The following is a 24,704-nucleotide window of genomic DNA, read 5'->3' as shown; positions in this document are numbered from 1 at the left end:
TGTATGCTTCAGGGTAGGCGCGCAAGCTGTGGCGCCTTTGCGTCAGCGCAATGCGGGTAGCGCTAGGCGGCCGGCAAGGGCGGTGGGGACTGGAGAACCGGCGGGGCCGGTGAAAAGATTAGTAGCGGGTCCAGCTGTTGGCGGCGGTATGGGACGCGGCGGCTTCTTTCATGTTGTCAATGCCATCGCCATGCTCCGCTTCGCGCAACTGGGCCAATTGCGTGGCAGCCTGGCCATCGCCGGCGCGGGCGGCGTCTTCCAGCAATTGCAGTACTTCGGTACGGCGCGCCGGGTCTGCCTGGTAATGTCTTGCCAACTCGCGCCGCGCCACGGCCGAGCCTTGGGCGGCCCATTCGCGCAGACGCCGCTCTGCAACAAAATTCCCTTCCTTACTCATCTTCTGGGCGGTCGCTTCGATGACACTGGGCGGAGGCATCATGTCATCCTTGGCTTGCGCTCCGATCAGTACGCCCACAGTAACCAGCACTGCCGCGACCAAAATGCCAGATTTGTTGAATAATTCCATCGAGAAGTTTGCCTTTATTCGGATTTCTTGCTGTTGGACAGCACCTGCCATCTTACCACTTATTTCTACAGCACAATACAAGCATTATGCTTTTGCTATTTGCTGCGGCGCACCGCAACAGGGCAGAATCCGCAGAGTATGCCTTCCGGCCTGACACCTGAACAGTATGTAATTGTAATGATTTGTTATTTGCACAGGTATGCGGCTGAGTTTCTCAGGTGCGACACGCTGCTCAATAAACAACGCCAGCCACCATCGGGGGAATTCAAAATTGCAATTAACGAACATGTGATGACCACACCCGCCAACCCGGCCGCCAGCGTGCGGCCAGCCGCAATGGCCACCGCACCGGATCCTGCTTTTGCGATGGACCGCCATCTCGGGGAGAGCGGAGGAATTTCGTGCTTGTGACCGGGGCAACGGGCGCTCTATACTCAAGTTGTTAATTTTGCAGGGGAAACCATGGCCACCGATTTCGACCAGATGGTATTACAGCAGTTGCCGGGCGCTGTTGTGGTGTGCAATCGCCGCGGCATCGTGGTGTACTGGTCGCCGGGGGCGGAGCAAGTGTTTGGCTATGGCGCGAGCGAGGCGGATGGCCGCGCGCTCTATGAGCTGGTCGGCATGCCGGGGCAGGACTGGAACACTTTTATCCAGGCCCTGGAGCGCAGCGGCGGCACGTGGGACTATGAAGTCCTGCGGCGGCGGAAGAACGGGTCGCCGGTGTTTGTCGATGTCGCCAGCAAGACCGTGTACGACAGTGGCGGCCGTAATGAATATGTGATGTTCTGCAAGAAGGACATTACGCGTTTAAAAGCCATGCGAGACGCCAAACAAGTCGAAGCGCGCTTCCGCGATGTGCTGGAATCCACGCCGGACGCCATCATCATCGCCAATTCCACCGGCCTGATCGTGCTGGCCAACTCGCAGGCCGAGCGCTTGTTCGGTTACCAGAATGGTGAATTGCGGGGACAGCCGATCGAAGTCCTGTTGCCGGAGCGCTTCCGGGGCACCCATGTTGGCCATCGCTCCAGTTACTTCACTCAGCCGCGTACCCGCACCATGGGCGCGGGCCTGGAGTTGTACGGCGTGCGCAAGGACTTGGTGGAATTCCCTGTGGAAATTTCGCTCAGTCCAATCAATACCGACGAAGGCGCGATGGTGATGAGCGCGATCCGCGACATCAGTGACCGCCGCAAGGCGGAGCAAAAGTTCCGTGGCTTGCTGGAATCCGCGCCGGACGCCATCGTCATCGTCAACAGCGGCGGCGAAATCGTCCTGGTTAATACGCAGGCGGAAAATTTATTCGGCTACCACCGCCGCGACCTGCTGGGCAAGCGCATCGAAGTGCTGATTCCCCAGCGCTTTGCGCAAGGCCACCCCGAGTTGCGTGGGGGCTTTTTCCATTCGCCACGCCCTCGCTCGATGGGCGCGGGATTGGAACTGTACGGCCTGCGCGCCGACGGCACCGAATTCCCGGTCGAGATCAGCCTGAGTCCGCTGGAAACCGAAGGAGAGACGCTGGTGTCCAGCGCGATCCGTGACATCAGCGAGCGCAAGCGCATTGAAGCCACCTTGCACGAACAGCGTGAACAATTGCAACGCGCCAGCCAGGCCAAGGACCGTTTCCTGGCCAATATGTCGCACGAACTGCGCACACCGCTCAACGCGATCCTTGGCTTTGCCCAATTGCTGGACAATGACGCGCTGCCCGTGTCGCCGGAACAGCGCAAGGAATTCATGGGTTACATTCAAAAGTCCGGCAAGCATTTGCTGGAGCTGATCAATGAAATCCTGGACTTGTCGAAGATCGAATCCGGCGCGGTGACCTTGTCGATGGAACCAGTCGGTGTCGATGAATTGCTGACGGAAACCAATATCATGATGGAACCGCAGGCCGGCAATCGCGGCATTCGCATGATTTTCCCGTCGCAAACGGGATTGCACGTCCAGGCGGACCGCACCCGTCTGAAGCAAGTGGTGTTGAACCTGCTGTCCAACGCCATCAAGTACAACCGCGACCTGGGCGTGGTGGTGGTCGATTGCGTGGCGGCTGCTGGCGGCCGGATCCGCCTGTCCGTGCAAGATACCGGGCAGGGATTGCGCTCTGACCAGGTCGACGGGCTGTTCCAGCCGTTTAACCGGTTGGGACAGGAAAACAATGGGCAAGAGGGCACCGGCATTGGCCTGGTCGTCACGAAACGGCTGGTGGAATTGATGGGCGGGACCATTAGCGTTTCCAGTTCGCCCGGAACCGGCAGTGTGTTTTTCATTGAACTGGCGCTCACGGATGCGCCGCAGACCGCCAGGGCCGCCATCTCCGCCGCAGCGGCCGCGGCGCCGCCCGTGCCGGTCCGCGTCATTGAAGACGGTGCGCCGCCGATGCTGGTCTATGTGGAAGACAATCCCGCCAACTTGCGTCTGGTGGAAGAGGCGCTGCGTTTCCGCCCGGACGTGCGCCTGTTGACGGCGGTGAACGGGGAAAAGGGACTGGAACTGATCCGCGCCAGCGTTCCCAGCGTGATTTTGCTGGACATGAATTTACCCGATATCAGCGGCATGGATGTGCAACGGCGCCTTCGCCACGATCCCGCCACGGCGGGGATTCCCGTGATCGCGATTTCCGCCAATGCCATGCAAAACGATATCAACATGGCGCTGGACGCGGGCGTTTTCCGTTACATCACCAAGCCGATCGAGATCAGCGCCTTGAATGACGCGCTGGACGCCGCGCTGGCCGTGGTGCGCAGCCGTCCAGCCTGACCCGGCGGCCCGGGTTGCCGTTGTCAGTGCCGCACGCGGTACCAGGCCAGGCCGATCCACTCATAGATCGCGTAATAGCTGGCAGCCAGGCCGGATGCGCTGGGCAGGAATTGGAAGAGGCGAATCGGGCCGTGCGAATAATAGGCGGTCGGCGCCGGGACGACGTCGAAACCCGCATTGCGGAAGACCCGCGCGGCGCGCGGCATGTGCATCGCATGGGTCACCAGTACGATGCGTTTGGCCCCCGCCGGTAGCAGGATGGCGGCGCTATAGGCGGCATTTTCAGCGGTGTTGGTGGACGCTTCCTCGACCCATTTGACGTCGGTCCGGAACTCGTTGCGCAGTGCGGCCGCCATGCTGGCCGCCAGGGATTGCGCCTGTTCTCCATCAATCCGGCCGCCCGTCACCAGCAGCGGCAAGCCCGTCTCGTGCTGCACTTTCGCCGCATAGCGCATGCGCGCCAGCGCCAAGCTGTCCGGCGCATCGCCGCCGCCATAGTCCGGTGCGCGCGCCAGGACACCGGCCGTCAAGACCACGATCGCCTGGGCGCCACGCGCGGCGTCGGCAGTCAGTGGCGGGGTGGTTTCCAGTGGCGCCACCATCAGGTTGGCGGCAAAGCGCGTGCTGATGACCAGCAGCAGGACCATGGCGCCACGGTAAAGCATCTGGCCGAATCGGGGCCGCGACCGGCGCAGCGCCAGGCCTGCCAATGCCGCCAACAGCAGGCTAATGGGCGGCAAGACGAGGTAATGGATCAATTGGGATAGCAACATCCCGGCATTGAAGCAAGCCCATTACCCCATGTCAAGCCGGCATTACGCGGCGCGCAGCAGCGGCGCCGGCGCCAGGCTGCGGCGTATCCCCAGCATGCCCTTGCGCCAGTCTTTCGGCGACTTGCCGAACCAGCGCGTGAAGGCGCGTCCAAAACTGGTCGAGGTGCTGTATCCCAGCGCCAGCGCGATATCGCCGATGGGCATGGCGGTATGCTGCAACATGGTGGTGGCCATGTCGGCGCGGGTTTGCGCCAGCAGGGTTTCAAAGGTGGTGCCGCTTTCCTGCAAGTAGCGGTACAAGGTAAAGCGGTGCATGGCGAACAGTTCCGCTACCCGTTCCACATTGCAATCACCGGCGGGCAACAAGCTTTCAATCACGTGGCGCACGCGGGTGCGGAAGTCCGGCGCATTTTTCGCTTCCAGCTCGGTCAATTGCTGTTGCAGGGCCGTGTCGCGGTGGGGCGCCGCCAGGCTGCGCGGCGCGTCGAGGCCGGCCGCGCGGAAGACGATCACATGGCGCTGCGTGCCGAATTGCACGGGAGAGCGGAAAAAGCGCAGGTACGGGTCGGACACCGCCGGCGGTTCGATCGCCAGCTGGATTTGTACCGGGCGCCAGTTGCGGTCAAAAATCCCTTCCAGGTGCTTGACCATCGCGGCCAGGCATGAGGTCAGCAGTTGCAGCTCGCCGGCGAAGCGGCCTTCCATCGACAGGCCCAGCATGGCGTCGCCATTGTTTTCCGTCAGGTCGATTTTCATGGCGGGATGCCACAGCTGCGCAAACCGGACCACCGCTTCCACGGCTTCGCGCTGGGTGCCGGCATTCAAGACCAGGTGGCGCAGCGGACCCGCGGTTTCCAGCGTCGCACGCTGCCCCAGCAGCAAACCCAGGTGCGTGCAGCCGGTGGCTTCCACCGCAGCCTGCATGATGCGGCCGTGCTGCAATACCGGCAGCGGGGTCAGCGGCTTTTGCATCATGTCGCGGTGCACACCGTAGTTTTCCAGCAATTCCCACGGATCGAGACCGAAATCGCGCAGCAGTTGCGGCAGTTCGGCCAGGGCGCCAACCGGGAAACCTTTTTCAGCAGGGAGTGGAGTCGGATTCATCTTCTTTGCACAAAAAATAATCAATGCGTCATTGTCGGGTAGCGACGCGGGATGCACTTGTCATTTCACGTCATAAATTTGTCATTTGCAGACATGTGGCGGACGCTCCACGGCACCAAAGTACAGTTGGCGCAGGGGCGGATAGCCGGTATTGCCAGGCGCTGATGAGCGCTGCCGCAGGCTGCCCTACAGTACGGTTTTTTCACTGGAGAAACGTGCATGGGCATCGCAAAACGCATGGTGGCGGAATGCCTGGGAACGGCATTGCTGCTGGCGATTTCCGGCGGTTGCGGCATAGCCGCGCAACGGCTGGCGGGCGGCGATGCCGCCATGGCGCAACTGGTGACGACCCTGGTGTCGAGCATGGGCCTGGCGGTGCTGATCCTGACCTTTGGCGGCATTTCCGGCGGCTATTTCAATCCCGTGCTGACCTTGTCCGATGCCTGGCGCGGCAACCTGCGGGTGGAGTACGTGGCGCCCTATATCGCCGCGCAGCTGGCCGGGGCGCTGGCCGGCGTGGCGCTGGTGCACGGCATGTATGGCCTCGACTTCCTGGTCGCGGCCGGGCAGCAGCGCAGCGGCATGGGGCAGTGGCTCGGCGAGTTTGTCGCAACGTTTGGTTTACTGGCGGTGTTCATTGGTTGCGGCCGCGCGCGGCCCGTCATTGCGCCGTTTGCCGTGTCGGCGTATGTCATGGCGGCGTGCTGGTTCAGTTCGTCGGCGGCCTTCATGAATCCAGCGCTGACCCTGGCCAAGGTGGTGGGCGAGGCGGGCGCGATCCGTCTGGCCGATGCGCCGGCCTTTGTCTTGTCACAGTTGGCGGGCGCTGCGGCGGCCACGGCGGTCTTCCTGTGGCTGTATGGGCATGCGCGTAACGCGGTGCGTTCCTGAGGCGGCGGATGACGCTCCGGACGGGGCGTTTTTCTTGCAAATAAACATGTAAAGCATTTGCATGTTTAAAGAAACTTCGTTATAGTTGACGCATATCAAGAGCTTCAAACGACCAACAGTAACCCGCTCAAGAAAGGCTGACTCGCCATGTTGTCCCAAGAACACCGCGCCATCATTACCGCCACGGTCCCGATCCTCAAGGAAGGCGGAGAAACCCTGACGCGCCACTTTTACCAAAAGCTGTTCCGCGACTATCCGCAAGTGGCGCCCTTCTTTAACCAAGCGCACCAGCACGGCGGCACCCAGCAGCGCGCGCTGGCCAACAGTATCCTGATGTATGCGTCGAACATCGAGCGCCTCGAAGCGCTGGGGCCACTGGTCAGCACCATCGTCAACAAGCACGTATCGTTACAAATCCAGCGCGAGCACTACCCCATGGTGGGGGCGGCGCTGCTGGGCGCGATCCGTGAAGTGCTGGGCGCCGACGTGGCGACCGACGCGGTCCTGGAGGCCTGGGGCGCGGCGTATGGCCAACTGGCGGAAATCCTGATCGGCGCGGAACAGCAAGTGTATGACGCCAACGCCCAAGCCGAAGGCGGCTGGCGCGGCGAGCGTGCGTTCAAGGTGGTCGGCAAGGTGGCCGAGAGTGAAGAAATCACGTCGTTTGTCCTGGCGCCGGCCGATGGCGGTAAACTGTTGGCCTTCAAACCGGGCCAGTACACCACGATCGTCGCCACCATCGATGGTGGCGAGCAGCGCCGTAATTATTCGCTGTCCGCGCTGCCGAACGGCGAAACCTACCGCATCAGCGTCAAGCGTGAAGCGGGCGGCAAAATGTCGAACCATCTGCACCAGCACGTGCAGTTGGGCGACACCGTGAACCTGTTCCCGCCGAGTGGCGATTTCGTGCTGAAAGACGGCGACAAGCCGCTGGTCCTGATCAGCGGTGGCGTGGGCATCACGCCAACCCTGGCCATGCTGGGCGCGGCACTGCGCACACAGCGTCCGGTCCACTTCATCCATGCGGCCCGCGACAAGCGTGTGCATGCGTTCCGTGGCCACATCGATCACCTGGCCGGCGTGCATCCGCAACTGCGCCGCCACTATGTGTATGAACGCGATGACGAAGGCTTGGCGCACGCATCGGGTTTCCTGAGCAAGGAGCAGCTGGGCGCATGGCTGCCGGAAAACCGCGACGTCGATGCCTATTTCCTGGGGCCGAAAGGTTTCATGCAGGCTGTGAAATCCCACCTGCGAGAGCTGGGTGTCCCGGAAACGCAAACCCACTTTGAATTCTTCGGCCCGGCCGAAGCACTGCAATAACTCACTCCGCCGTGCCGGGCGCGCGGGCAGGCCGCTTGCTGGCCGCGCGCGTATCGAGCCACGCCACCACCGACTGGTTATAGACGGGCGGCGTCACCGTGGCGACCCGCTGCGCCAGGTCCGCCAGCGTGTGGCGGGCCAATTCTTCCCGCATGCGCTGTTCCGCCGACATCATGACGGCGTGGATGGTGCAGGGCGGCACCCCGTTCCAATCCAGGTCATTCCCTTCAAACACGGCGCAGCGCTGCCGCACTTCGCGGCAATCAAACAGCGCCTTGCCGCCATCGATGGCATCGACCACGTCCAGCACGGAAATCGCCGCGGGCTCGCGCGCCAGCGCAAAGCCGCCACGCACGCCTTCCGTCGCGCGGACCAGCGCAGCTTTGCTCAGCTTGGTAAACAGTTTGGCCATGTAATCGGCCGGCAAACCCTGCAAATCCGCCAGGTCCCTGACGCTGGCTTCTTCCGCGCCACCCGGCCGTCCTGACAGGAACAGCAGGCAGTGCAGCGCGTATTCCACCCCGGTACTGATATGCGACATTGTTTAAACCCCGACTTCATCACTCGTAGTTTGCAGGATAGCGGAGCGGCCGCGCCGCTGGCAAGCTTGCACGCCGCACGGAAGTGTAATATTGTTAACTACGATGTAACGAGTCGTAGTTAACTTTAACAGGGAGCATTGGGGTATGGCACAAACGATTTTGGTGGTGGGCAGCGGTTTTGCCGGGTTGTGGGGCGCACTGGCGGCGGCGCGGGTGGTCGATGAACAGCGGGCGGCGGAGGTGGCGATCGTGCTGGTTGCGCCGCAGCCGCAACTGGCCATGCGGCCGCGCCTGCATGAAAGCGATCCGGTTGCCTGGCGCACGGATATCTTGCCGCACCTGCAAGCGGCGGGCGTCCGCTATGTGCAGGGCACGGTGCGGCGCATCCATCGCGGCGATGGCTGGGTGGACGTCGAAGGCGCCGATGGCCAACACATGTCGCTGGCCTATGACCGCCTGGTGCTGGCGGCGGGCAGCGCGCTGCACCGGCCCGGCGTGCCGGGGCTCGGCGAGCATGCCCACAGTATCGACCAGCCGGCCGATGCGGAGAAACTCGACGCCCACCTGGCATTGCTGGCCATGCAACCCGCGTCGCCGGCCCGCGATACGGTGGTGGTGGTCGGCGCCGGTTTTACCGGCATTGAACTGGCGTGCGAATTGCCGGCGCGCTTGCAGGCCCGCTTGCCGGGCGCGCAGCCGCGCGTCGTGCTGGTGGAGCGCGCCGATGACGTCGGCCCGGATCTCGGCCCCGGTCCCCGTCCCGTGATCGAACAGGCGCTCGCCAGCCTGGGAATCGAACGGGTGCTGGGCCGGGCGGTCGCGGCGCTCGATGGCAACGGCGTGGTGCTGGCCGACGGCGCGCGCATCGATGCCGCCACCGTGGTCTGGACCGGCGGTATGCGTGCCACGGGCCTGGCGGCACAAGTGGCCTGCCAATCCGACGCGCTGGGCCGCGCCGTGGTGGCCGATGACTTGCGGGTCGAAGGTGCGCATCACATCTTTGCCGCCGGCGACGCCGCCATCGCACGCACGGACGAGCAAGGCCACCCCACGCTGATGGCGTGCCAGCATGCGCTGGTGACGGGGCGTTATGCCGGGCACAATGCCGCGCGCGATGTACTGGGACTGGCCACGCTGGCCTACCGCCAGCCGAACTATGTGACGTGCCTGGACCTGGGCGGCTGGGGCGCCGTGTTGACGCAAGGCTGGCAGCGCGAGGTCGGCATGGCCGGCGCCGACGCGAAGGCATTGAAGAACCAGATCAACCGCGAGTGGATCTATCCACCGGCGCCGGAACGTGCTCTGTTGCTGGCGGCGGCCCATCCGGACCAGGCGTTTGGCTGACGCAACGGCTGCGGCGGGCGCAATTTGAGTTGGCCATGGCGTATGATAAAGTGCGCGCCACTGCTCTATACAACATGCCATGACACACTCGAAAACCATCCCGATCCACGCGTATGACAAGCCGGCCGGCGGCTTTGGTTCACTGCGCGGCGCCGCCAGCGCGCTGCAGGGCAATGGCGCCTTGCCTGCCCTGAAAGCGCTGCCGCACGTCAACCAGCCGCAAGGCATCGACTGTCCCGGTTGCGCCTATCCGGATTCGCCCACCGATAAATCCGTGGATTTTTGCGAGCAGGGCGCCTGGGCCATCGCCCATGAAGCCACGCCCAAGCGCGCCACGCCGGCATACTTTGCGCAGCATACCGTCACGGCATTGCGCACGCGGGAAGAATGGCAGCTGGAAGCGATCGGGCGCCTGACGGCGCCGATGTTATATGACGCGCCATCCGACACCTACCGGGAAATCGGCTGGGAACAGGCGTTCACGCTGGCCGGCGCCGCACTGCGCGCACTGGACAGCCCGCAGCGCGCCGTGTTTTACGCCTCGGGCCGCAGCAGCAACGAAGCCGCGTTCCCTTACCAATTGTTTGCCCGCGCGTTCGGCACCAATAACATCCCGGATTCATCGAATTATTGCCACGAATCGTCGGGCGATGCGCTGCGGCTGTCGCTTGGTGTCGGCAAATCCACCGTGACGCGCGAAGATTTCGAGCATGCGCAGGCGATTTTTGTGTTTGGCCAAAATCCCGCCACCAACCACCCGCGCATGCTGGGCGACTTGCGCGAGGCGAAAAAGCGCGGCGCGCGCATTGTCGTGTTCAATCCCCTGCTGGAGCGGGGGCTGCAGCAATTTACCGACCCGCAGTCGCCGGGAGAAATGCTGACCGGCGCCAGCACGCCGATCGCCGACGAGTATTACCAGGTGCGCGTGGGCGGCGACTTGGCGGCGCTGACGGGCATGATCAAGGCGGTCCTGGCGGCGGCCGAGGCAGCGAATGGCGTCGCGAATAGCGCGGGGAACGAAGCGGCGCACGGAGCGGCGGGCGACAACCCCCATCGCGCGCCCGGTGACGCAACCGGCCGGCCAGTCCCTCCGGCAGCGGGCGCCGCCATCATCGACCACGCCTTTATTGCCCAGCATACGCAAGGTTTTGAAGCCATGGCCGATACGGTCCGCGCCCAGCCGTGGGACGCCATCGAACAGGCCAGCGGCTTGAGCCGCGCGCAACTGGAACAGGCGGCGCGGACTTATATCGCGTCGGACGCCACCATCGCCACCTGGTGCATGGGCCTGACCCAGCACGAATATGCGATTGAAACCATTCAGATGCTGGTCAACCTGATGCTGTTGCGCGGCAATGTCGGCAAGCCCGGCGCCGGTGTGATGCCGGTGCGCGGCCACTCGAATGTGCAGGGCGACCGCACGGTCGGCGTTACCAACCGCCCGAAGGCGGAATGGCTGCAAGGTTTGCAGCGGGTGTTCGGATTTACCCCGCCGCAGCAGGCAGGCCTGGATGCGGTCGGCACGATCAACGGGCTGTTGGATGGTTCCGTGCACGCCTTCACCGGCCTGGGCGGCAATTTCGCCGTGGCCGGACCGGACAGCCCGCGCGTGCTGAATGCCTTGTCGCGCTGCAAATTGACGGTACACATCGCCACCAAGCTGAACCGCACGCATTTGTATCCGGGCCAGGTCGGCTTGCTGTTGCCATGCCTGGGCCGTACCGAGCACGATGAACAGGATAACGGCCAGCAATTCGTCAGCGTGGAAGATACCGCCAGCATGGTGCATGCCTCGACCGGGCGCAACCGGCCGGCCAGCGAACAGTTGCGTTCGGAACCATATATCGTGACGGAACTGGCGCGTCATACCTTGCCTGATTCCACGGTGGACTGGCGCGCCATGGGCCGCGATTACGACACCACGCGCCATTACATCGAACAGGTGGCCGATGGCGCCGTCGCCGGTTTCGTGGATTACAACAAGAATATCCGCCAGCGCCGCGGCTTCCATTTGCCCAATACCGCCGCGCTGCGGATCTGGAAAACCGATACCGGCCGGGCGAATTTCGCGCCCCATGCGCTGCCGGCCGACTCCATCATGCGGCGCGCCCGTGCGGTGTATGGCGACAAGGTGCTGTGCCTGGCCACCGTGCGCGCGCACCGGCAATACAACACCACGGTCTACCACGACCCGCGCGGGGAAGTGGACCGTTACCGGGGCGTGCACCATACCCGCAAGGTCTTGTTCATCGGCGCGGCCACCCTGGCGCGGCTGGGTTTTGTGGATGGCGATATCGTCAACCTGCGGGGCGCATCGCTGGACGGGATCGACCGCGTGGTGGAAGGTTACCGCCTGGTGCAATACCCGATTCTCGGCGACGATGTGTTTGGCTATTTCCCGGAATTGACGCCATTGTCGCCGCCCGGCCTGACCGCGCGCGGCTCGAATACGCCGGCCTTCAAGGAAGTGCCGATCCTGATCGAACGCCCGTTACCTTCATGATTTCCGGGTGGCACACGCGCGCCACCCGCGTTCCCGATGGCCGATACTGCCGGCATGATTCATCAAGGGAGCACATCATGAACCAGATCCAACGGTGCGGCCTGCTGGCCGCCACAGCGCTGGCTTACAGCGCTTTCCTGCCGGCGGCGGTGGCACAGGAAATTGAACAAAAGTCGTCCAATGGCGTGCCTTACGTGACCGGCGGCGTCGGCAGCGAAGAGCGCCAGGCCATGCAGGAACTCAGTCCGCAATTCAATGTGAAACTCACGTTTGCCGACAAGGGCACCGGTGATTACCGTTCCGGCCAGTCGGTGGAAGTGCGCGATATGCGCGGCAACGTACGGATGCAGGCGGAAGACACCGGCCCCTTGCTGTACGCGCAATTGCCGCCGGGACGTTATCGCGTGACGGCCAATGTCGATGGCCAGCAACAACAGCGCACCATCAGCGTGGGCAGTGGCGGCAGTAAATCCGCCGCGTTTTACTGGGATGCCGAGCCGCCCATGTCAATGGGCCGCTAAGGCCGCCTCCGCTGTCAACTTCGCACCAGCCAGCGCCGCAGGAAGACCGTGCGGCGCGGCCGTGCCTTGAATTCCGCACGGGTTTTCACGATTTCCAGCTGGCCCGCGCTGAACACCTGTTCATGCGCCCCTTCACGGTCGCGCCAGCGGCACCGCACGCCATCTTCCACACCCGGCGCCGCCACCGCCGGACCCACCACCATCATTTTCTGGCGCCAGCCGATCGGCCGTACGACATCGCCATCCTTGGGCAATTCCGTATCCATGTTGACCTCCTTCCAGAATGCAGCCATTGTGGAGGAAGGGACGCTAGCAAGTTGCCCCTCCTTCCTGTATGCCGCCATTGTGGAGGAGTGAACGCTGGCAAGTTGCCCCTTCTTCCTGTATGCAGCCATTGTGGAGGAGTGAACGGTACCAAGGCGCTACTTTGCCTGTTTGCACAAATTTACGTGACGCATCACGCAAATAGCGCGGGCGGCGGCTGTTCAACCTGCGCACGATCAGCTAGTATCCTTGCAACTATTCTTTTACATCAATATCGAATGGCGGTAACCATGGCTGGGTGGGCATGCAAACGCTGTTTGGGGAGACAACTATGCAAGGCTTACTACGGCTGTCATCCGTTCTCGACAAGATCGGATACCGCTGCGGCCAGCTGGCCAACCTGATGATTCTCGCGTCCTGCGTGATCAGCGCCAGCAATGCGCTGATCCGCTATGGCTTCGACTGGAGTTCCAATTCGCTGCTGGAAATGCAGTGGTATCTGTTTGGCGCCGCCGTGATGCTGGGCGCGTCGTATACGTTCCAGCGCAATGAGCACGTGCGCGTGGACCTGGTGTATGGCCATGTCTCGGAGCGCAAGCAACTGTGGATCGATGTGTTCGGCATCATTTTCTTCCTGTTCCCCGCCTGTATCCTGTTTACCTGGCTGTCGTGGGACTCGCTGTTCATGCCATCGTGGGACGTGATGGAACAGTCCAGCAATTCCGGTGGCTTGCCGCGCTACCCGATCAAGATCATCGTCCCGATCGGCTTTGCCCTGCTGACCGTGCAAGGGGTATCCGAACTCATCAAACGTATCGCCGCACTGGCCGGCAAGACGCATCTCGACAATAAATACGAAAGGCCGGTGCAATGATTCCTTTGGAGCTAATGCCGCCGCTGATGTTTGGCGGCCTGGTGGTGTTCATGCTGGTCGGTTTCCCGGTGGCGTTTTCGCTGCTGGCGGTGGGCCTGGCGTTTGCCGGACTGTCGATCGAACTGGGTTTCTTCAACGTGGCATTCATGCAGGCGGTGCCGCAGCGTATTTTCGGCAGCGTGCTGGCCAATGACTTGCTGCTGGCGATCCCGTTCTTCACCTTCATGGGCGCGATCCTGGAAAAATGCCGCCTGGCGGAAGACATGCTGGACTCGATGGGCCAGTTGTTCGGCAAGATGCGCGGCGGCCTCGGCTATTCCGTCATCATTGTCGGCTTCATCCTTGGCGCCATCACCGGCACCGTGGCGGCGCAAGTGATCGCCATGGCGATGATTTCGCTGCCTGTCATGATGCGCTACGGCTACCACATGCGCTACGCCACCGGCGTGCTGGCGGCGTCCGGCACCATTACCCAGCTGGTCCCGCCATCGCTGGTCCTGGTGGTGCTGGCCGACCAGCTGAAAACCCAGACCGCCAGTGCGGACGTGGGCAGCATGTACCTGGGCGCATGGGGCCCGTCGCTGGTCCAGATCGGCATGTTCGCGCTGTACACGTTCATCCTGTCGCGCCTGAAGCCGGAATGGTTGCCGGCCGCGCCGCGCGACGCCAGTTCGCTGTCCGGCTGGGCGCTGTGGAAGCAATGCCTGCGCGGCATCATTCCCGCTGCCGTGCTGATCTTCATGGTGCTGGGCACGATGATGGCGGGGATTGCCACGCCAACCGAGTCGGGCGCCATGGGGGCGTTGGGCGCCGTGATCCTGGCCGTGATCCGCCATCCGGCCTTCAATGACCGCGACAAGCTGGTGTTCCGCGTCGGCATGGTGGCGCTGGTGGTGTTCGGCCTGATGCGCCTGGTCTTTGGCAAGGAAGGCGAAGGCCTGGCCGCGCCGGTCAAACTGGCGCTGCCGGTGGTGCTGGCGGTGGTCTATGCGATGGTGGCGTACCTGGTGTTCCGCGCCAGCCACATCAAGGAATTGCGCGACTTGATCAAGCTGAGCTACCAGAGCACGATGCGCCTGACGGCGATGGTGGTCTTCATCCTGATTGGTTCGACCTGCTTCTCGGTGGTGTTCCAGGGCGTTGATGGCGGCCGCTGGGTCGAACACTTGTTCGAGGGTATTCCCGGTGGCTGGATCGGCTTCCTGCTGGTGGTGAACCTGTTCGTGTTCTTCCTGGCCTTCTTCCTGGACTTCTTTGAAATCGCGTTTATCGTGGTGCCGATGCTCGCGCCCGTCGCGCAAAAAGTGCTGGCGCCGGTGTTGCTGGCCTCGATGGGCACGCCGGAGGCGGCCGCGTCGGCGGCCCTGGTGTGGTTCGGCGTGATGCTGTGCGTGAACATGCAGACGTCGTTCATGCACCCGCCGTTCGGCTTTGCACTGTTTTACTTGCGCGGCGTGGCGCCGAAGGAAGTCAAGTCGTCCGATATTTATTGGGGCGCGTTGCCGTGGGTGGGCTTGCAACTGGTGATGGTGCTGCTGGTGGCGGTGTTCCCGCAAACCGTGACGGCCTTCCTCGACAAGGGCGTCGCCGGCGACGGCACGCCGCCCGGACTGGTGATCGACCAGGAAACCATGGGCAACCAGGAGTGGACCCAGCCGGACCAGAACGAGGAACCGCCGGTGCTGGACTTCGGTACGCCCGAAGAAAAGCCGGCCGACAGCAAGCCTGCGGAACCCGAGAAGAAATAACCCTGCGCGCCACCCTGACCGGTGGCGCATTTTTTCTGAGGAGCTGCCATGGAGATGAAACGCGTCAACGCCGGAAAACTGCGCGCGATCGGCTACGATGCGCGGGCGCGCCAGTTGCGGGTGGAACTGGATGACGGCAATGCCATTGATTATGCCGGGGTCGGCCCGGATGTCTGGCGCAAGCTGTCGACCTCCGCTTCCGCCTGGAGCTATTACCGCGACAACATCGAAGAAGACTATACCGGCAAGACCAGCCGGGTCCGCAAGGACAGCGACCGTCAGGCGCTGGAGGACTTGTTCCGCGCGCCTGGCGAGGAGCAATGAGTGACGTTTGATGTCGTTGGCACGGCCGGTGGCGCAGTGTGACATTCCGGCGCGGGAATTGTCCGCGGCGAGCCGCGAGCGGGCGGGGTCGTAGCGCCCGCCGGATGCGGTTATTGTGGCGGTGGCGTTTCCGGGGCCACGCCTTCTGGCGCCGTGGTGGGCGAGGGCGGCGCGGCTGGCCGGGTGACGATGTCGATCCCGTACGCCAGTTTGAAGGCCGGCGCCGTCCCCGGCGGAAATGGCGCGGTCTCGCGTATCGCCCGCTCGACCATCGCGTCATATAGCGGCAAGCCCGATGCCGTGAGCAATTCCACCTTGCTGATCCTTCCCTGGGTATCCAGTTGCACATAAAACTCCGCGCGGTAGGCGCCCGGCTTTTCCATCCGGGTCAGACGGTAGCGGATGCGGCTTTGGATTTCCGCGATGCGTTCCCTGGCCGGCGGCCGTGTTTCAGTCCGGGCCTTGGCTGGCGTGGCTTCGCGGGCTTCCCGTTCGGCGCGATGGGCGGCATATTTTTTCTCGGGCGCTTCGTGTTCGATATCGTGTTGTCTTTTGGGCTGCGCCACTACAGCTGGCCCGGGCTTGCCTGGCGCGGCATCGTCGCTGATAAAAGCACGCATCAGCACCAGCGCCACATTGAAGGCAATAAAACCCAGCGCAAAACGCCAGGCGATCCGCTTGATGCGGTCTTTGAAAGCCGGGCGGGCGCTCTCGCCGCTATCGCCGCCATATGCGCTGTCGTCAACGTCCGTCTCGGCTGGATGCGGCGCGTCGCGCGCCGTGTTTGGGATGGTCCACGCCGAGGGGACCGCGCCATAGCCAGGTGGTAGCGCGGGCGCGGGCAGCGTGGCATAGGCGCTGCGCCACTGTTCCAGGTTGTCCATGCTGGCGACCAGTTCCAGCCAAGTCGGGAAGCGCGCCGCCAGTTGTTCCACATGGGGCATGTCGGCGCGCAGCTGGATCGGGTCCGGCGTTTCCAGGTCGCGCAGGCGCAGGATCACCTGGCGCTGCATGGCTTTCAGGTCGCGCTCCTGGTTGTCGAACATGCTGCGTTCATCGATACCGCGATCGACCATCGCACCGGCGTGGCCAAAACGCAGCAAGCGGTGGCGGTCGCTGCGCCACTGGAACACGTCGGCGGCCGCTTCCAGCAAGGTTTCATTGCCCGGCCGCCAACCGCCCGCCAGCAAGTGCAATACCCGCGCCTCGAAAATACCGCGCGCGGCCAGGTTCATCAGCCGGTCGTCGTTCAGGCAGGTCCGTAAATGCAATTCCCAGGCGGACGCGTCGTGCAAGGTGCGGCCTTGCGCCAGGCCGGAACAGCCGGTCATGAAGGCTTCGAACACGTCGGCGCTGAGTTGCTGGGGATCGGTTTGCACAGGCTCGATTTGCGCTGGGGCGATGTGCGGCGCATTTACCTCGGCGTCTTCCTGCGCGCAAGGCTGGACACACGCGTCGTCCCCGTTCTGAGCGGCGCTGCGGGCGGCGGCTGCCGCACGGCCGGGCGCCAGCTTGGGTGTATCCGTGTCCACATCGGCATCGGCATCGACAGGCGGGGCGGGCGTTTCCTGCTGCGCATACAAGCGCTGGTACTCTTCCCACCGTAATGCCATTTCATAGGCTTCGCGCAGGAACTGAAACCCTTCCGCATCGGCGCCCTGGTCGATTCGCTTGACTTCCCGCGCATAGGCGCGCCGGATGGCGCGCTGGTCGGCCGTGCCGTCCAGCGCCAGCCGCTGCAGGAACCACGGCAGATCGCGGCTGTCACTCATCGCTGCTTACTCGTCGCCGAATGGCACAGGGTTGGTGAAATTCTGGTGTTCGAAATAATCCAGCAATTCCGAAAAGCCCTTGACGGCGGGCGCGATGACGGCGGCGTCCTGGGTTTCCAGTGCCTGCTCAAAACGCACGATCTGGCGGCTCAGGTGTTCACGCGCGTCGCCCCGCACCTGCTGGTACAGGCGTTCGCCGCGCGCCAGCAGGGTGCGGTTTTCCATCTGGTCGCGGGGATGGATTTTCAAGGTGGATAGCGCGGCAAAGCGCTCCCGGATTTGCTGTTCCGTCAACAGCCCGGGATTGCCTTCGATCAGCAGGCTGTGGGTGTCGCCGGTGGCCAGCACTGTCAATTCCACTTGCAGCAAGCCGTTGACGTCATAGGTGAACCGGACGTCGACGCCATTGTTGTCGCGCTTGCCGCCGGGCAGGTCGACTCTGAGTTCGCCCAGCTTGATGTTGTCCCACGCCATCCGCGCTTCGCCCTGGTAGACGTCGATCTGCAGCATGCGCTGCTGGTCCTGGACGGGAAAATAACGTTTGACCCGGCTCACCGGCACCACGGTGTTGCGTTCGATAATCGGGTCGAAGTGGCCGGAAGAAAAGTTGTTGGCGTCCAGTTGCATCGAAGCCGACACGCCCAGCGAATAGGGGGCGACGTCGGTCATGACGACTTCGTCGAGCGCCTTGTCGTTCATTTTCAGGCCAGCCTGCACGGCAGCCCCCAGCGCCACCACTTCGTCCGGATTGATGTCGCACGACGGAAAACGGCCAAACATGCGCGCCACCATGCGGCGCACGGCCGGCATGCGGGTGGCGCCGCCGGCCAGTACGATGTTGTCCAGCTCCGCCACCGGGATATTCGCATCGCGCAGCGCCCGCTCGACGGGGTCGCGCAGGCGCATCAATAACGGTGCGCAGATTTTTTCCAGCGCCGCCTCATCGAGCGCCATCGCATATTCCGCCGCGCCTTCGCGCACCCTGACCTCTGCCTGGTGGGCGGATGACAGCGCGCGCTTGGCCAGTTCCGCCTGGGCATTCAGGCGCTGCATGAAGATCGCGTCGTTTTTCAGCGGTGTCGGAATTTTGTTCAGTTCAAAAAAACGCTCCACCAGCGCACCGACAAAATCTTCGCCGCCGAGGAAGTTGTCGCCGGCGGACGCGCGCACTTCCATCACGTTGTCGAACAAATCCAGTACGGAGACGTCAAAGGTGCCGCCTCCCAGGTCAAACACCAGGAATTTGCTTTCGGTATCACGCAAGTGAATGCCATAGGCCAGCGCGGCGGCGGTCGGTTCATTGAGCAGGCGTTCGACCTTCAGCCCCGCCAGTTGGCCGGCCGCCCGGGTGGCCTTGCGCTGGGCGTCGGAAAAGTAGGCCGGCACGGTGATGATGGCTTCCGTCACCGGCTGTCCCAGCGCCGCTTCCGCGTCGTCTTTCAGGGAGCGCAGGATCAGCGCGGACAATTCCTCCGGCCGGAACGCGCGTTTGCCCAGGTGCGTGACTTTGTCGCTGCCCATGTGGCGCTTAAACGTGGCGGCGCTGAGCGCGGGGTGGGTCTGCAGCCGTTCGCGCGCCGCGCGGCCCACCAGGATTGAACCATCGTCATCGACACTCACGCAAGACGGCGTCAGCACGTCGCCCAGGCTATTGGGAATCAGGCGCGCCAGCCCGCTTTCCCACACCGCGATCAAACTGTTGGTGGTGCCCAGGTCTATGCCGACGATCATGCTGGTGTTCCTTTGCGGAGTTTCGTCGGTGAATCTTAACCGATATCCCTGACTGGATTACCAAATACGCAACATCAGTGTTGCCGCATAATCACGTGATGGCTCACTGCGCGTGCTTTTGCAGGCGCCGGATTTCCTGTTGCGCCTGTTCCAGCTGCTGTTCCAGTTCCGCCACCCGCGTCAATGCCCGGTCCAGTTCCACGAACAGGCGGTGCGGCGAGTCCGGCGGGTGGTCGTCCAGTTCGCGGCTGAGTGCAATCGCTTCTTTTTCCGCCCGCCGGTTGTCGCGGTAGCGCTTGGCGCGTTCGGCCGGCGTCAGCGCATCGTCTTTGGGCGGCCGTCCCCGGCCCCGTTTTTCATCCATGCCGATTCCTTATTTTGTGTGACGCGTAACGATAATATCCGCAAATAAAGTGACGCGTCACGCAATTTATGCGATGCCGCCGATTACTGTATAAACCACTGTATGGTATACTGGATAAATGACCAGTAAATTCGCCTTGATTGACCTCGAGCCGGTCACGACGCCGTCTTTACCGTCCGTCATGACGTCGTACAGCGGCGGTCAGGCGGGCGGCGGACGGCTGACCGCCGCGCACACCGACAGCGAGCTGGCGCGCGAGTATATCGGCCACGGCGAACTGAGTCCCGCCTCGCGCGCCAATTCGCAAAAGGAATTGTTCCGCTTCCTGACCTGGTGCCGGGAAGAAGCCCGCAAAACCTTGCGCGAGCTGACGGTTTCCGATATCAACAGTTATAAGGATTTCCTGCGCGCACCGCCGCCCGACTGGGTGTCCGCCACCAAGTGGCCGCGCAACGATGCGCGCTACCGCCCGTTTTCCGGGCCGCTGTCCGACGCCAGCCGCCGCCAGGCGGTGATTGCCGTCAAAGGCTTCCTGCGCTTTGCTGAACAAACCGGATACCTGGACCGCAATCCCGGCGCCCTGGTGCACCACGTCCGGGTCGCCACGGCCGCCCGCATCACCCGCTACCTGTCGCCCGATGCGATTCGTTTGGCGCTGGCCGCCGTGGAGCGGCGCGAAGCGCTGAGCCAGGCGACCATCCGCCGCCGTGAGCGCGACCGGTTCCTGTTGCTGGCGTATACCCACACCGGCGCGCGCCTGTCGGAAATTGTCGGCGCGGACATGGGGGCGCTGTATACGGAAGGCAATGGCCGCTGGTGGCTGGACGTGACAGGCAAGGGCAACAAGGCGCGCCGTTTGCCGGTGCCGCCCGATATGCTGGACGCCTTCCGCCGCTATCGCAGCGCCTATGGTTTGACGCCCCAGACTGCGCGCGGCGACAGCACGCCAATGGTGTTGTCCAGCCGAGGTGTGCAGTTGCAACGCGTCACGGATGAAGCCGCCGCTGACGCGATGAAAGCCGTGTTTGCCGATGCCGCCGTGGCGGCCGACTTGCTGGGCGACGCCGACAGCGCCACCGCATTGCGCCAGGCGTCCGCCCACTGGCTGCGCCACAGCATGCTGACCAACCACGCCAACAATGGCGTGCAACTGAAAACCCTGCAAGACACGGCAGGGCACGCCAGCATCGTGACGACGGCGGCTTACCTGCACAAGTCGGACCTGGAACGCCATGATGAAATCATGGCGTCCGTGAACGGCAACAATATCGCCTGACGGGCATGATTAGGGACGCCTGTTAAGTGTATTTTGGCCTATAGTTGAACAGAGGTTGGCCGGATGTGGAATCACCGGAAGGAGGTTACCGTGAAATGGATCCCTGCTGCCACGTGTGCGGCGCTGCTGCTGGCAGTGCCGCTGGCTTCCCAGGCTGGAGGCAAGTTAATGAAATCATTCAGTGAAACGTTGTCGGTGGCGTCCAGTGGCGGCCGTGTGCTGGTCACTGTCGTGCTCGACAACCCCAATGGCCATCCGATGCACGTCCCCAACGCGATTGCCACGGATAAGGAATTGCTGGGGCGGCTGTTTGAAATCCGCGATACGGCCACTGGCAAGCTGGTGGAATACCAGGGCCCGCTGGTCAAGCGTGGCCCGCTGACGGCCGACGATTACTTCACGGTGAAACCAGGCACGCGTCACAGCAATACGCTGGACATCACCGACAGTTATGCGTTCAAGCCGGGCCAGAACACGTACCAGCTCAGTTATGCGGCTTTTGCCGTACCGGATCTTGCGAAACTCGATGGAACGGTGCGGTTGTCGGTGGCGCCGGTCAGCTTTACGTACCGGGGCGACAGCACGCCAATGGCGGGGCGGTAAACAAAAAGACCCCTGCAAGCTGGGATGGGGCGAGCAGGGGCGAAGGCCCGTCGTCTGTTGGGGCGTACTACGCAGGGAGAGCCGGTTCCCGTGCCCCTGCCGGAAACCGCCGGGCCAGCCGGGGTAAATGGCTGGCTTCGTCTTTTGGAGCGTACTACGCAGGGAGAGCCGGTTCCCGTGCCCCTGCCGGGAACCGCCGGGCCAGCCGGGGTAAATGGCTGGCTTCGTCTTTTGGAGCGTACTACCAGGGAGAGCCGGTTCCCGTGCCCCTGCCGGGAACCGCTTTGTTGCTGTGTTGCTGCTTAGTTGCCAGCTTGCCGCTTAGTTGCCGGCAGGCGTGTTCTCGCCAAAGTATTCATGCGAATCCGCGTTATCCAGCGCCTGGTCTGGATTGCTGATTGCCAGCGATGCTGCGCCGCTCTGGCCATACACGTGGTCGTCGGTACCTGCCACGGCATTGAAGTGGCTCATTTCATGCACCAGGGTGCCGCCTTTCGAGTCCGTACCCGTCATCGGTGCGGTCCAGAACGCCTTGCACACATAAATCTTGTATGGCTGGGTTGGGTACACGTAAGCGTAGTAGGTCTTGTTGCACGAGCAATCCACCGTGACCGGCTTGTTGTTGAACGCGTCCTTGATCGCGGCGAAGTGCGATTTGGCCGTGTTGTAGCGGGCCGACGTGTAGGCGCCAAACCACTTGGTGTAGCGGGTGCCGGTGGTGCCGGCCGTCAGGTAGGCGTCGCTGTTGGTCGCCATGTTGTTACCAGCGGACATGGCCGAGGTGATGGTGCTTTGCTGCGACGCGCTGCACTTGCTGAACGACAGGCTGCCGCCGGCCAGTGGCTGCGGTTGCGCTTCCGGCACGACACCACGGCGCAGCGCGCCTTCGATGTACACCGATACGGCTTCCGACGCGACTTCTTCGGTGTTCTTGTTCTTGTCCGCTGCGAACAGGGCGCGGCCCTTGGTCTTGTAGCGGATCTTGTATTCGCCCGTCACGCCCATGTTATACATCGACGACAGTTCGATATGCACGGAGTGCGATTTGCCTGGCTGGATCGTGAAGTAATCGCTGGCGGTCGGTACCTGGCGCTTGACGTGCATGCCTTCATACGGCACGGCGACGCCGTCGCGGGTCACTTCAAACAGCGCTTCTTCGACATCGCCGAACGGCGTATGCCATTTCAGGATTTGCTGCGGCGACGACGAGGTGTTCGTCATCGTGACCTTGACCACCACGTCATCGCTGGCGCCCAGTGATTTCTTGTCCATGCTGACGCTGGTGACGATGCCATTGCCTGCCGCTTGCGCACCGAAGCACAGGGCTGCTGCCATTACCGAACCGCCAATCTTTACCGCATTATTCCATTGCATGCTTATCTCCGATCGTTGAAGTTCTTGTCGTTTGGCGGGCCTTGTGAGCCCATCCGTGAACATATCGTCACATGAGCCAGCGAAATGTTTCAATGGGAAATTGCAAAAGTGGTCTTAAACGCCTGTCTAGACGTGTTTGTGTCGGCATTTGTGCAACATTGGTGTCTCATTCTTAACAAAGTCCTCAAGCATGTTAAGAATGAGACACAGTAAGCAACTGTTTTTAATGGGATTTATTGGAATTCATCGGCGCGGGTATGGTGGCCGGCGGGAGCGGCGGACGCCGCCATCCCATGTGCGGGCGGCAACGTTGCATGGGAAAGCGGTATCATTCGAAATCAGGGCGGAAACTGTCCTGTATGGCCGTTAACATGGTGTCATACCCCCCTCATCAAGGAGCACATCATGACCAAAGCCCTGAAAACATTTCACGCGCAAGTGCGGAACGTGCTGGCTGAAATGGCGGTCGGGATGCTAATGCGCTGACCTGCGTCAGTCATCCGGATTGCCGGCGGGCGGCGGTGGCCGTTTGCGTTTTTTCTCCACGCCGTGATGCAACAGCGACAGGATGATCAGTGCGAACACGGCGCTCAAGACCGCCGTGGCTTCCCGCCCCATGCCGGCGGCTATCCCGACGGCGGCCGTCAGCCACACGCCGGCCGCCGTGGTCAACCCGGTAATCTGGTTTTCATCCTGGAGTTTTAAAATCGCGCCGGCGCCGATAAAACCGATACCGGCCGTCACCCCCTGCAACACCCGCGACAGGTCCGCGATCGGCATGCCCGCCTGCAGGGGGATCAGCACGAACAAGGCAGAACCCAGCGACACCAGCATATGGGTCCGTAATCCGGCCGAGGCCCCCACCGATTCCCGTTCATAGCCCAGCATGGCGCCCAGCGCAACCGCCACCAGCAGGCGGATCACCACCTGGGTAATGCCCCGGACGTCGCCAAGGTCGGAAAATTCCTGCTGTAACGTCAGCCAGATCTGTTGCCACATAGCACACCTTGCACCGTGTTTGAGGTCCGATGGCCGATTGTAGGCTGGAGGAGAAAAAACGTGCCGCATGACACGATGCAACTGGCGAACCACGCATCCCGGTGCTGGCCTGGAGAGGGCGGCTGCCGGCGCAACTGGTAAGATGGCGGCCCTTGCCGCTTTTCGCCACCATCCGATGTCCAGCCTGCCACACAATCCACTGACTGAAATTTACCGCGACCAGTGGCTACTCGTGGTGCACAAGCCGGCCGGGTTGCTGGTGCACCGCAGCCCCATCGACCCGCACGAAACTGAATTTGCCCTGCAATATGCGCGCGCCATGAATGGCGGCGAGTATGTGTACCCGCTGCACCGGCTGGACCGGCCCACGTCCGGCCTGCTGGTGTTTGCGCGCGACCCGGATACAGCCAGCCTGCTGGGCAAGGCGCTGATGGAGGGCCTGGTGCGCAAGCGTTATGTGGCGATGGTGCGGGGCTGGTGCCCGGAGCAGGGCGTGATCGACCACCCGTTGCGCGAAGAACCGGAAGACCGCCGCTGCAAGGACGAGGAAGCGCCGGTGCGGGAAGCCCTGACGCGCTACCGCCGCCTGGCGACAACGGAAATCCCGGTGGCCATCGAAGGGTATGCCAGCAGCCGCTACAGCCTGGTGGAACTGACGCCGGAAACCGGGCGCCGCCACCAGTTGCGGCGCCATATGAAACACATCAGCCATCCCATCATTGGCGATGCGAATCACGGCCGGGGCCGTCACAACCGCTATTTTGCCGAGCGGTTTGGCCAGGGACGGCTGATGCTGGCCGCCACCGGTATCGGTTTTCACCATCCGGTGACGGGGGAGTGGCTGCAATTGACGGCCCAGCCGGAAGGCAGCTTCATGCAAGTGCTGTCGATCTTCCCGGACGGGCTGGCGCAGCGGGATTTGGCGATTGCGTTGTCCGGCGGCGCAGACTGCGTAGCGCTTGTGAATCAATCGCGGACGCCTTCGTAGGGCGGTTTCCGCCGGGGCGGAAGCCGCCATGCGTGCGCCATCGCCAGCGTTTGCAGCACCTGTCCGCACACAATGGCGGCAAGCCTGCGGCTTACCG

General features: G+C 62.9%; 23 protein-coding genes and 1 pseudogene. 14 read left to right on the top strand and 10 right to left on the bottom strand.

Annotated features, from left to right (window positions below; translation table 11 throughout):
- Positions 1–118: 118 nt before the first annotated feature.
- Positions 119–439: a hypothetical protein gene (locus AC1RRC_RS03675; protein WP_493053895.1), complete on the bottom strand. Its 321-nt coding sequence runs from the start codon at positions 437–439 to the stop codon at positions 119–121.
- 120 nt (positions 440–559) lie between these two features.
- Here AC1RRC_RS03675 and AC1RRC_RS03670 point away from each other — a divergent pair, with 120 nt between their 5' ends.
- The 3 genes and pseudogenes from AC1RRC_RS03670 (at position 560) to AC1RRC_RS03660 (ending at position 3,289) form a co-directional block, all read left to right on the top strand.
- Positions 560–937, top strand: coding sequence for a hypothetical protein (locus AC1RRC_RS03670; RefSeq protein ID WP_493053894.1), 378 nt, complete (start codon positions 560–562; stop codon positions 935–937).
- 51 nt (positions 938–988) lie between these two features.
- Positions 989–2,752, top strand: a pseudogene (locus AC1RRC_RS03665) (PAS domain S-box protein); the annotation flags it as partial.
- Between the two features lie 156 nt (positions 2,753–2,908).
- Positions 2,909–3,289 (top strand): response regulator, encoded by a 381-nt coding sequence (locus tag AC1RRC_RS03660; RefSeq protein WP_493053946.1) that lies wholly within the window; start codon positions 2,909–2,911, stop codon positions 3,287–3,289.
- A gap of 23 nt (positions 3,290–3,312) precedes the next feature.
- On the opposite strand, the gene AC1RRC_RS03655 is transcribed toward AC1RRC_RS03660, so the two are convergent.
- Positions 3,313–4,062, bottom strand: coding sequence for a YdcF family protein (locus AC1RRC_RS03655; protein ID WP_493053893.1), 750 nt, complete (start codon positions 4,060–4,062; stop codon positions 3,313–3,315).
- Positions 4,063–4,104: 42 nt separating this feature from the next.
- Entirely contained in the window at positions 4,105–5,166 is a 1,062-nt protein-coding gene (locus tag AC1RRC_RS03650; RefSeq protein WP_493053892.1) for an AraC family transcriptional regulator, read from the bottom strand.
- 219 nt (positions 5,167–5,385) lie between these two features.
- Here AC1RRC_RS03650 and AC1RRC_RS03645 point away from each other — a divergent pair, with 219 nt between their 5' ends.
- A complete protein-coding gene (locus AC1RRC_RS03645; protein ID WP_493053891.1) occupies positions 5,386–6,057 on the top strand; it encodes an aquaporin in 672 nt (223 codons plus the stop codon).
- 147 nt (positions 6,058–6,204) lie between these two features.
- Positions 6,205–7,380, top strand: a complete 1,176-nt coding sequence (gene hmpA, locus AC1RRC_RS03640; RefSeq protein ID WP_493053890.1) for an NO-inducible flavohemoprotein — start codon at positions 6,205–6,207, stop codon at positions 7,378–7,380.
- Between the two features lies 1 nt (position 7,381).
- On the opposite strand, the gene AC1RRC_RS03635 is transcribed toward hmpA, so the two are convergent.
- On the bottom strand, positions 7,382–7,921 hold the full coding sequence (locus tag AC1RRC_RS03635) for an RrF2 family transcriptional regulator (RefSeq protein WP_493053889.1): 540 nt from the start codon (positions 7,919–7,921) through the stop codon (positions 7,382–7,384).
- A gap of 145 nt (positions 7,922–8,066) precedes the next feature.
- Between AC1RRC_RS03635 and AC1RRC_RS03630 the strand changes: the two genes are divergently transcribed.
- From AC1RRC_RS03630 to AC1RRC_RS03620, 3 genes are all read left to right on the top strand, one after another.
- Positions 8,067–9,266: an NAD(P)/FAD-dependent oxidoreductase gene (locus AC1RRC_RS03630; protein WP_493053888.1), complete on the top strand. Its 1,200-nt coding sequence runs from the start codon at positions 8,067–8,069 to the stop codon at positions 9,264–9,266.
- Between the two features lie 79 nt (positions 9,267–9,345).
- Entirely contained in the window at positions 9,346–11,769 is a 2,424-nt protein-coding gene (locus AC1RRC_RS03625; protein ID WP_493053887.1) for an FdhF/YdeP family oxidoreductase, read from the top strand.
- Between the two features lie 77 nt (positions 11,770–11,846).
- Entirely contained in the window at positions 11,847–12,290 is a 444-nt protein-coding gene (locus AC1RRC_RS03620) for a hypothetical protein (RefSeq protein WP_493053886.1), read from the top strand.
- A 14-nt stretch (positions 12,291–12,304) separates the two neighbouring features.
- On the opposite strand, the gene AC1RRC_RS03615 is transcribed toward AC1RRC_RS03620, so the two are convergent.
- Positions 12,305–12,556 (bottom strand): hypothetical protein, encoded by a 252-nt coding sequence (locus AC1RRC_RS03615; protein WP_493053885.1) that lies wholly within the window; start codon positions 12,554–12,556, stop codon positions 12,305–12,307.
- Between the two features lie 329 nt (positions 12,557–12,885).
- Here AC1RRC_RS03615 and AC1RRC_RS03610 point away from each other — a divergent pair, with 329 nt between their 5' ends.
- Genes AC1RRC_RS03610 through AC1RRC_RS03600 form a run of 3 tightly spaced genes read left to right on the top strand, consistent with a single transcriptional unit; the run spans position 12,886 to position 15,500 of the window.
- Complete coding sequence (locus AC1RRC_RS03610) at positions 12,886–13,428, top strand: TRAP transporter small permease subunit (RefSeq protein ID WP_493053884.1); 543 nt, start codon at positions 12,886–12,888, stop codon at positions 13,426–13,428.
- Complete coding sequence (locus tag AC1RRC_RS03605; protein WP_493053883.1) at positions 13,425–15,176, top strand: TRAP transporter large permease; 1,752 nt, start codon at positions 13,425–13,427, stop codon at positions 15,174–15,176. The genes AC1RRC_RS03610 and AC1RRC_RS03605 overlap by 4 nt, the downstream gene beginning before the upstream one ends.
- A gap of 48 nt (positions 15,177–15,224) precedes the next feature.
- Entirely contained in the window at positions 15,225–15,500 is a 276-nt protein-coding gene (locus AC1RRC_RS03600; RefSeq protein ID WP_493053882.1) for a KTSC domain-containing protein, read from the top strand.
- A 110-nt stretch (positions 15,501–15,610) separates the two neighbouring features.
- Here AC1RRC_RS03600 and AC1RRC_RS03595 read toward each other — a convergent pair whose 3' ends face one another.
- From AC1RRC_RS03595 to AC1RRC_RS03585, 3 genes are all read right to left on the bottom strand, one after another.
- Entirely contained in the window at positions 15,611–17,272 is a 1,662-nt protein-coding gene (locus tag AC1RRC_RS03595) for a TonB C-terminal domain-containing protein (protein ID WP_493053881.1), read from the bottom strand.
- A 6-nt stretch (positions 17,273–17,278) separates the two neighbouring features.
- Positions 17,279–19,003: an Hsp70 family protein gene (locus AC1RRC_RS03590; protein WP_493053880.1), complete on the bottom strand. Its 1,725-nt coding sequence runs from the start codon at positions 19,001–19,003 to the stop codon at positions 17,279–17,281.
- Between the two features lie 103 nt (positions 19,004–19,106).
- Complete coding sequence (locus AC1RRC_RS03585; RefSeq protein WP_493053879.1) at positions 19,107–19,367, bottom strand: hypothetical protein; 261 nt, start codon at positions 19,365–19,367, stop codon at positions 19,107–19,109.
- Positions 19,368–19,485: 118 nt separating this feature from the next.
- On the opposite strand from AC1RRC_RS03585, the gene AC1RRC_RS03580 reads away from it, so the two are divergent.
- Both AC1RRC_RS03580 and AC1RRC_RS03575 read left to right on the top strand, forming a co-directional pair.
- On the top strand, positions 19,486–20,643 hold the full coding sequence (locus AC1RRC_RS03580) for a tyrosine-type recombinase/integrase (RefSeq protein WP_493053878.1): 1,158 nt from the start codon (positions 19,486–19,488) through the stop codon (positions 20,641–20,643).
- A 168-nt stretch (positions 20,644–20,811) separates the two neighbouring features.
- Positions 20,812–21,246 carry a hypothetical protein gene (locus tag AC1RRC_RS03575; RefSeq protein WP_493053877.1) on the top strand — a complete coding sequence of 145 codons (435 nt, stop codon included), beginning with the start codon at positions 20,812–20,814 and terminating at the stop codon, positions 21,244–21,246.
- Between the two features lie 321 nt (positions 21,247–21,567).
- Here AC1RRC_RS03575 and AC1RRC_RS03570 read toward each other — a convergent pair whose 3' ends face one another.
- Both AC1RRC_RS03570 and AC1RRC_RS03565 read right to left on the bottom strand, forming a co-directional pair.
- Positions 21,568–22,620 carry a M35 family metalloendopeptidase gene (locus tag AC1RRC_RS03570; protein WP_493053876.1) on the bottom strand — a complete coding sequence of 351 codons (1,053 nt, stop codon included), beginning with the start codon at positions 22,618–22,620 and terminating at the stop codon, positions 21,568–21,570.
- 492 nt (positions 22,621–23,112) lie between these two features.
- Positions 23,113–23,619 (bottom strand): MgtC/SapB family protein, encoded by a 507-nt coding sequence (locus AC1RRC_RS03565; RefSeq protein WP_493053875.1) that lies wholly within the window; start codon positions 23,617–23,619, stop codon positions 23,113–23,115.
- Positions 23,620–23,794: 175 nt separating this feature from the next.
- Between AC1RRC_RS03565 and AC1RRC_RS03560 the strand changes: the two genes are divergently transcribed.
- Complete coding sequence (locus tag AC1RRC_RS03560) at positions 23,795–24,607, top strand: pseudouridine synthase (RefSeq protein WP_493053874.1); 813 nt, start codon at positions 23,795–23,797, stop codon at positions 24,605–24,607.
- Positions 24,608–24,704 lie beyond the last annotated feature (97 nt).

The organism is Pseudoduganella sp. GW821-FHT12E03 (genome assembly GCF_058807115.1).
This window is presented reverse-complemented; position numbering and strand designations above follow the sequence as displayed.

Bases quoted from the DNA above. Each gene is read 5' to 3' on its own strand.
- AC1RRC_RS03675 (WP_493053895.1), bottom strand. From the start codon at position 439: ATGATGCCTCCGCCCAGTGTCATCGAAGCGACCGCCCAGAAGATGAGT.
- AC1RRC_RS03660 (WP_493053946.1), top strand. From the start codon at position 2,909: ATGCTGGTCTATGTGGAAGACAATCCCGCCAACTTGCGTCTGGTGGAA.
- AC1RRC_RS03655 (WP_493053893.1), bottom strand. From the start codon at position 4,062: ATGTTGCTATCCCAATTGATCCATTACCTCGTCTTGCCGCCCATTAGC.
- AC1RRC_RS03650 (WP_493053892.1), bottom strand. From the start codon at position 5,166: ATGAATCCGACTCCACTCCCTGCTGAAAAAGGTTTCCCGGTTGGCGCC.
- AC1RRC_RS03645 (WP_493053891.1), top strand. From the start codon at position 5,386: ATGGGCATCGCAAAACGCATGGTGGCGGAATGCCTGGGAACGGCATTG.
- hmpA (WP_493053890.1), top strand. From the start codon at position 6,205: ATGTTGTCCCAAGAACACCGCGCCATCATTACCGCCACGGTCCCGATC.
- AC1RRC_RS03635 (WP_493053889.1), bottom strand. From the start codon at position 7,921: ATGTCGCATATCAGTACCGGGGTGGAATACGCGCTGCACTGCCTGCTG.
- AC1RRC_RS03630 (WP_493053888.1), top strand. From the start codon at position 8,067: ATGGCACAAACGATTTTGGTGGTGGGCAGCGGTTTTGCCGGGTTGTGG.
- AC1RRC_RS03625 (WP_493053887.1), top strand. From the start codon at position 9,346: ATGACACACTCGAAAACCATCCCGATCCACGCGTATGACAAGCCGGCC.
- AC1RRC_RS03620 (WP_493053886.1), top strand. From the start codon at position 11,847: ATGAACCAGATCCAACGGTGCGGCCTGCTGGCCGCCACAGCGCTGGCT.
- AC1RRC_RS03615 (WP_493053885.1), bottom strand. From the start codon at position 12,556: ATGGATACGGAATTGCCCAAGGATGGCGATGTCGTACGGCCGATCGGC.
- AC1RRC_RS03610 (WP_493053884.1), top strand. From the start codon at position 12,886: ATGCAAGGCTTACTACGGCTGTCATCCGTTCTCGACAAGATCGGATAC.
- AC1RRC_RS03605 (WP_493053883.1), top strand. From the start codon at position 13,425: ATGATTCCTTTGGAGCTAATGCCGCCGCTGATGTTTGGCGGCCTGGTG.
- AC1RRC_RS03600 (WP_493053882.1), top strand. From the start codon at position 15,225: ATGGAGATGAAACGCGTCAACGCCGGAAAACTGCGCGCGATCGGCTAC.
- AC1RRC_RS03595 (WP_493053881.1), bottom strand. From the start codon at position 17,272: ATGAGTGACAGCCGCGATCTGCCGTGGTTCCTGCAGCGGCTGGCGCTG.
- AC1RRC_RS03590 (WP_493053880.1), bottom strand. From the start codon at position 19,003: ATGATCGTCGGCATAGACCTGGGCACCACCAACAGTTTGATCGCGGTG.
- AC1RRC_RS03585 (WP_493053879.1), bottom strand. From the start codon at position 19,367: ATGGATGAAAAACGGGGCCGGGGACGGCCGCCCAAAGACGATGCGCTG.
- AC1RRC_RS03580 (WP_493053878.1), top strand. From the start codon at position 19,486: ATGACCAGTAAATTCGCCTTGATTGACCTCGAGCCGGTCACGACGCCG.
- AC1RRC_RS03575 (WP_493053877.1), top strand. From the start codon at position 20,812: ATGAAATCATTCAGTGAAACGTTGTCGGTGGCGTCCAGTGGCGGCCGT.
- AC1RRC_RS03570 (WP_493053876.1), bottom strand. From the start codon at position 22,620: ATGCAATGGAATAATGCGGTAAAGATTGGCGGTTCGGTAATGGCAGCA.
- AC1RRC_RS03565 (WP_493053875.1), bottom strand. From the start codon at position 23,619: ATGTGGCAACAGATCTGGCTGACGTTACAGCAGGAATTTTCCGACCTT.
- AC1RRC_RS03560 (WP_493053874.1), top strand. From the start codon at position 23,795: ATGTCCAGCCTGCCACACAATCCACTGACTGAAATTTACCGCGACCAG.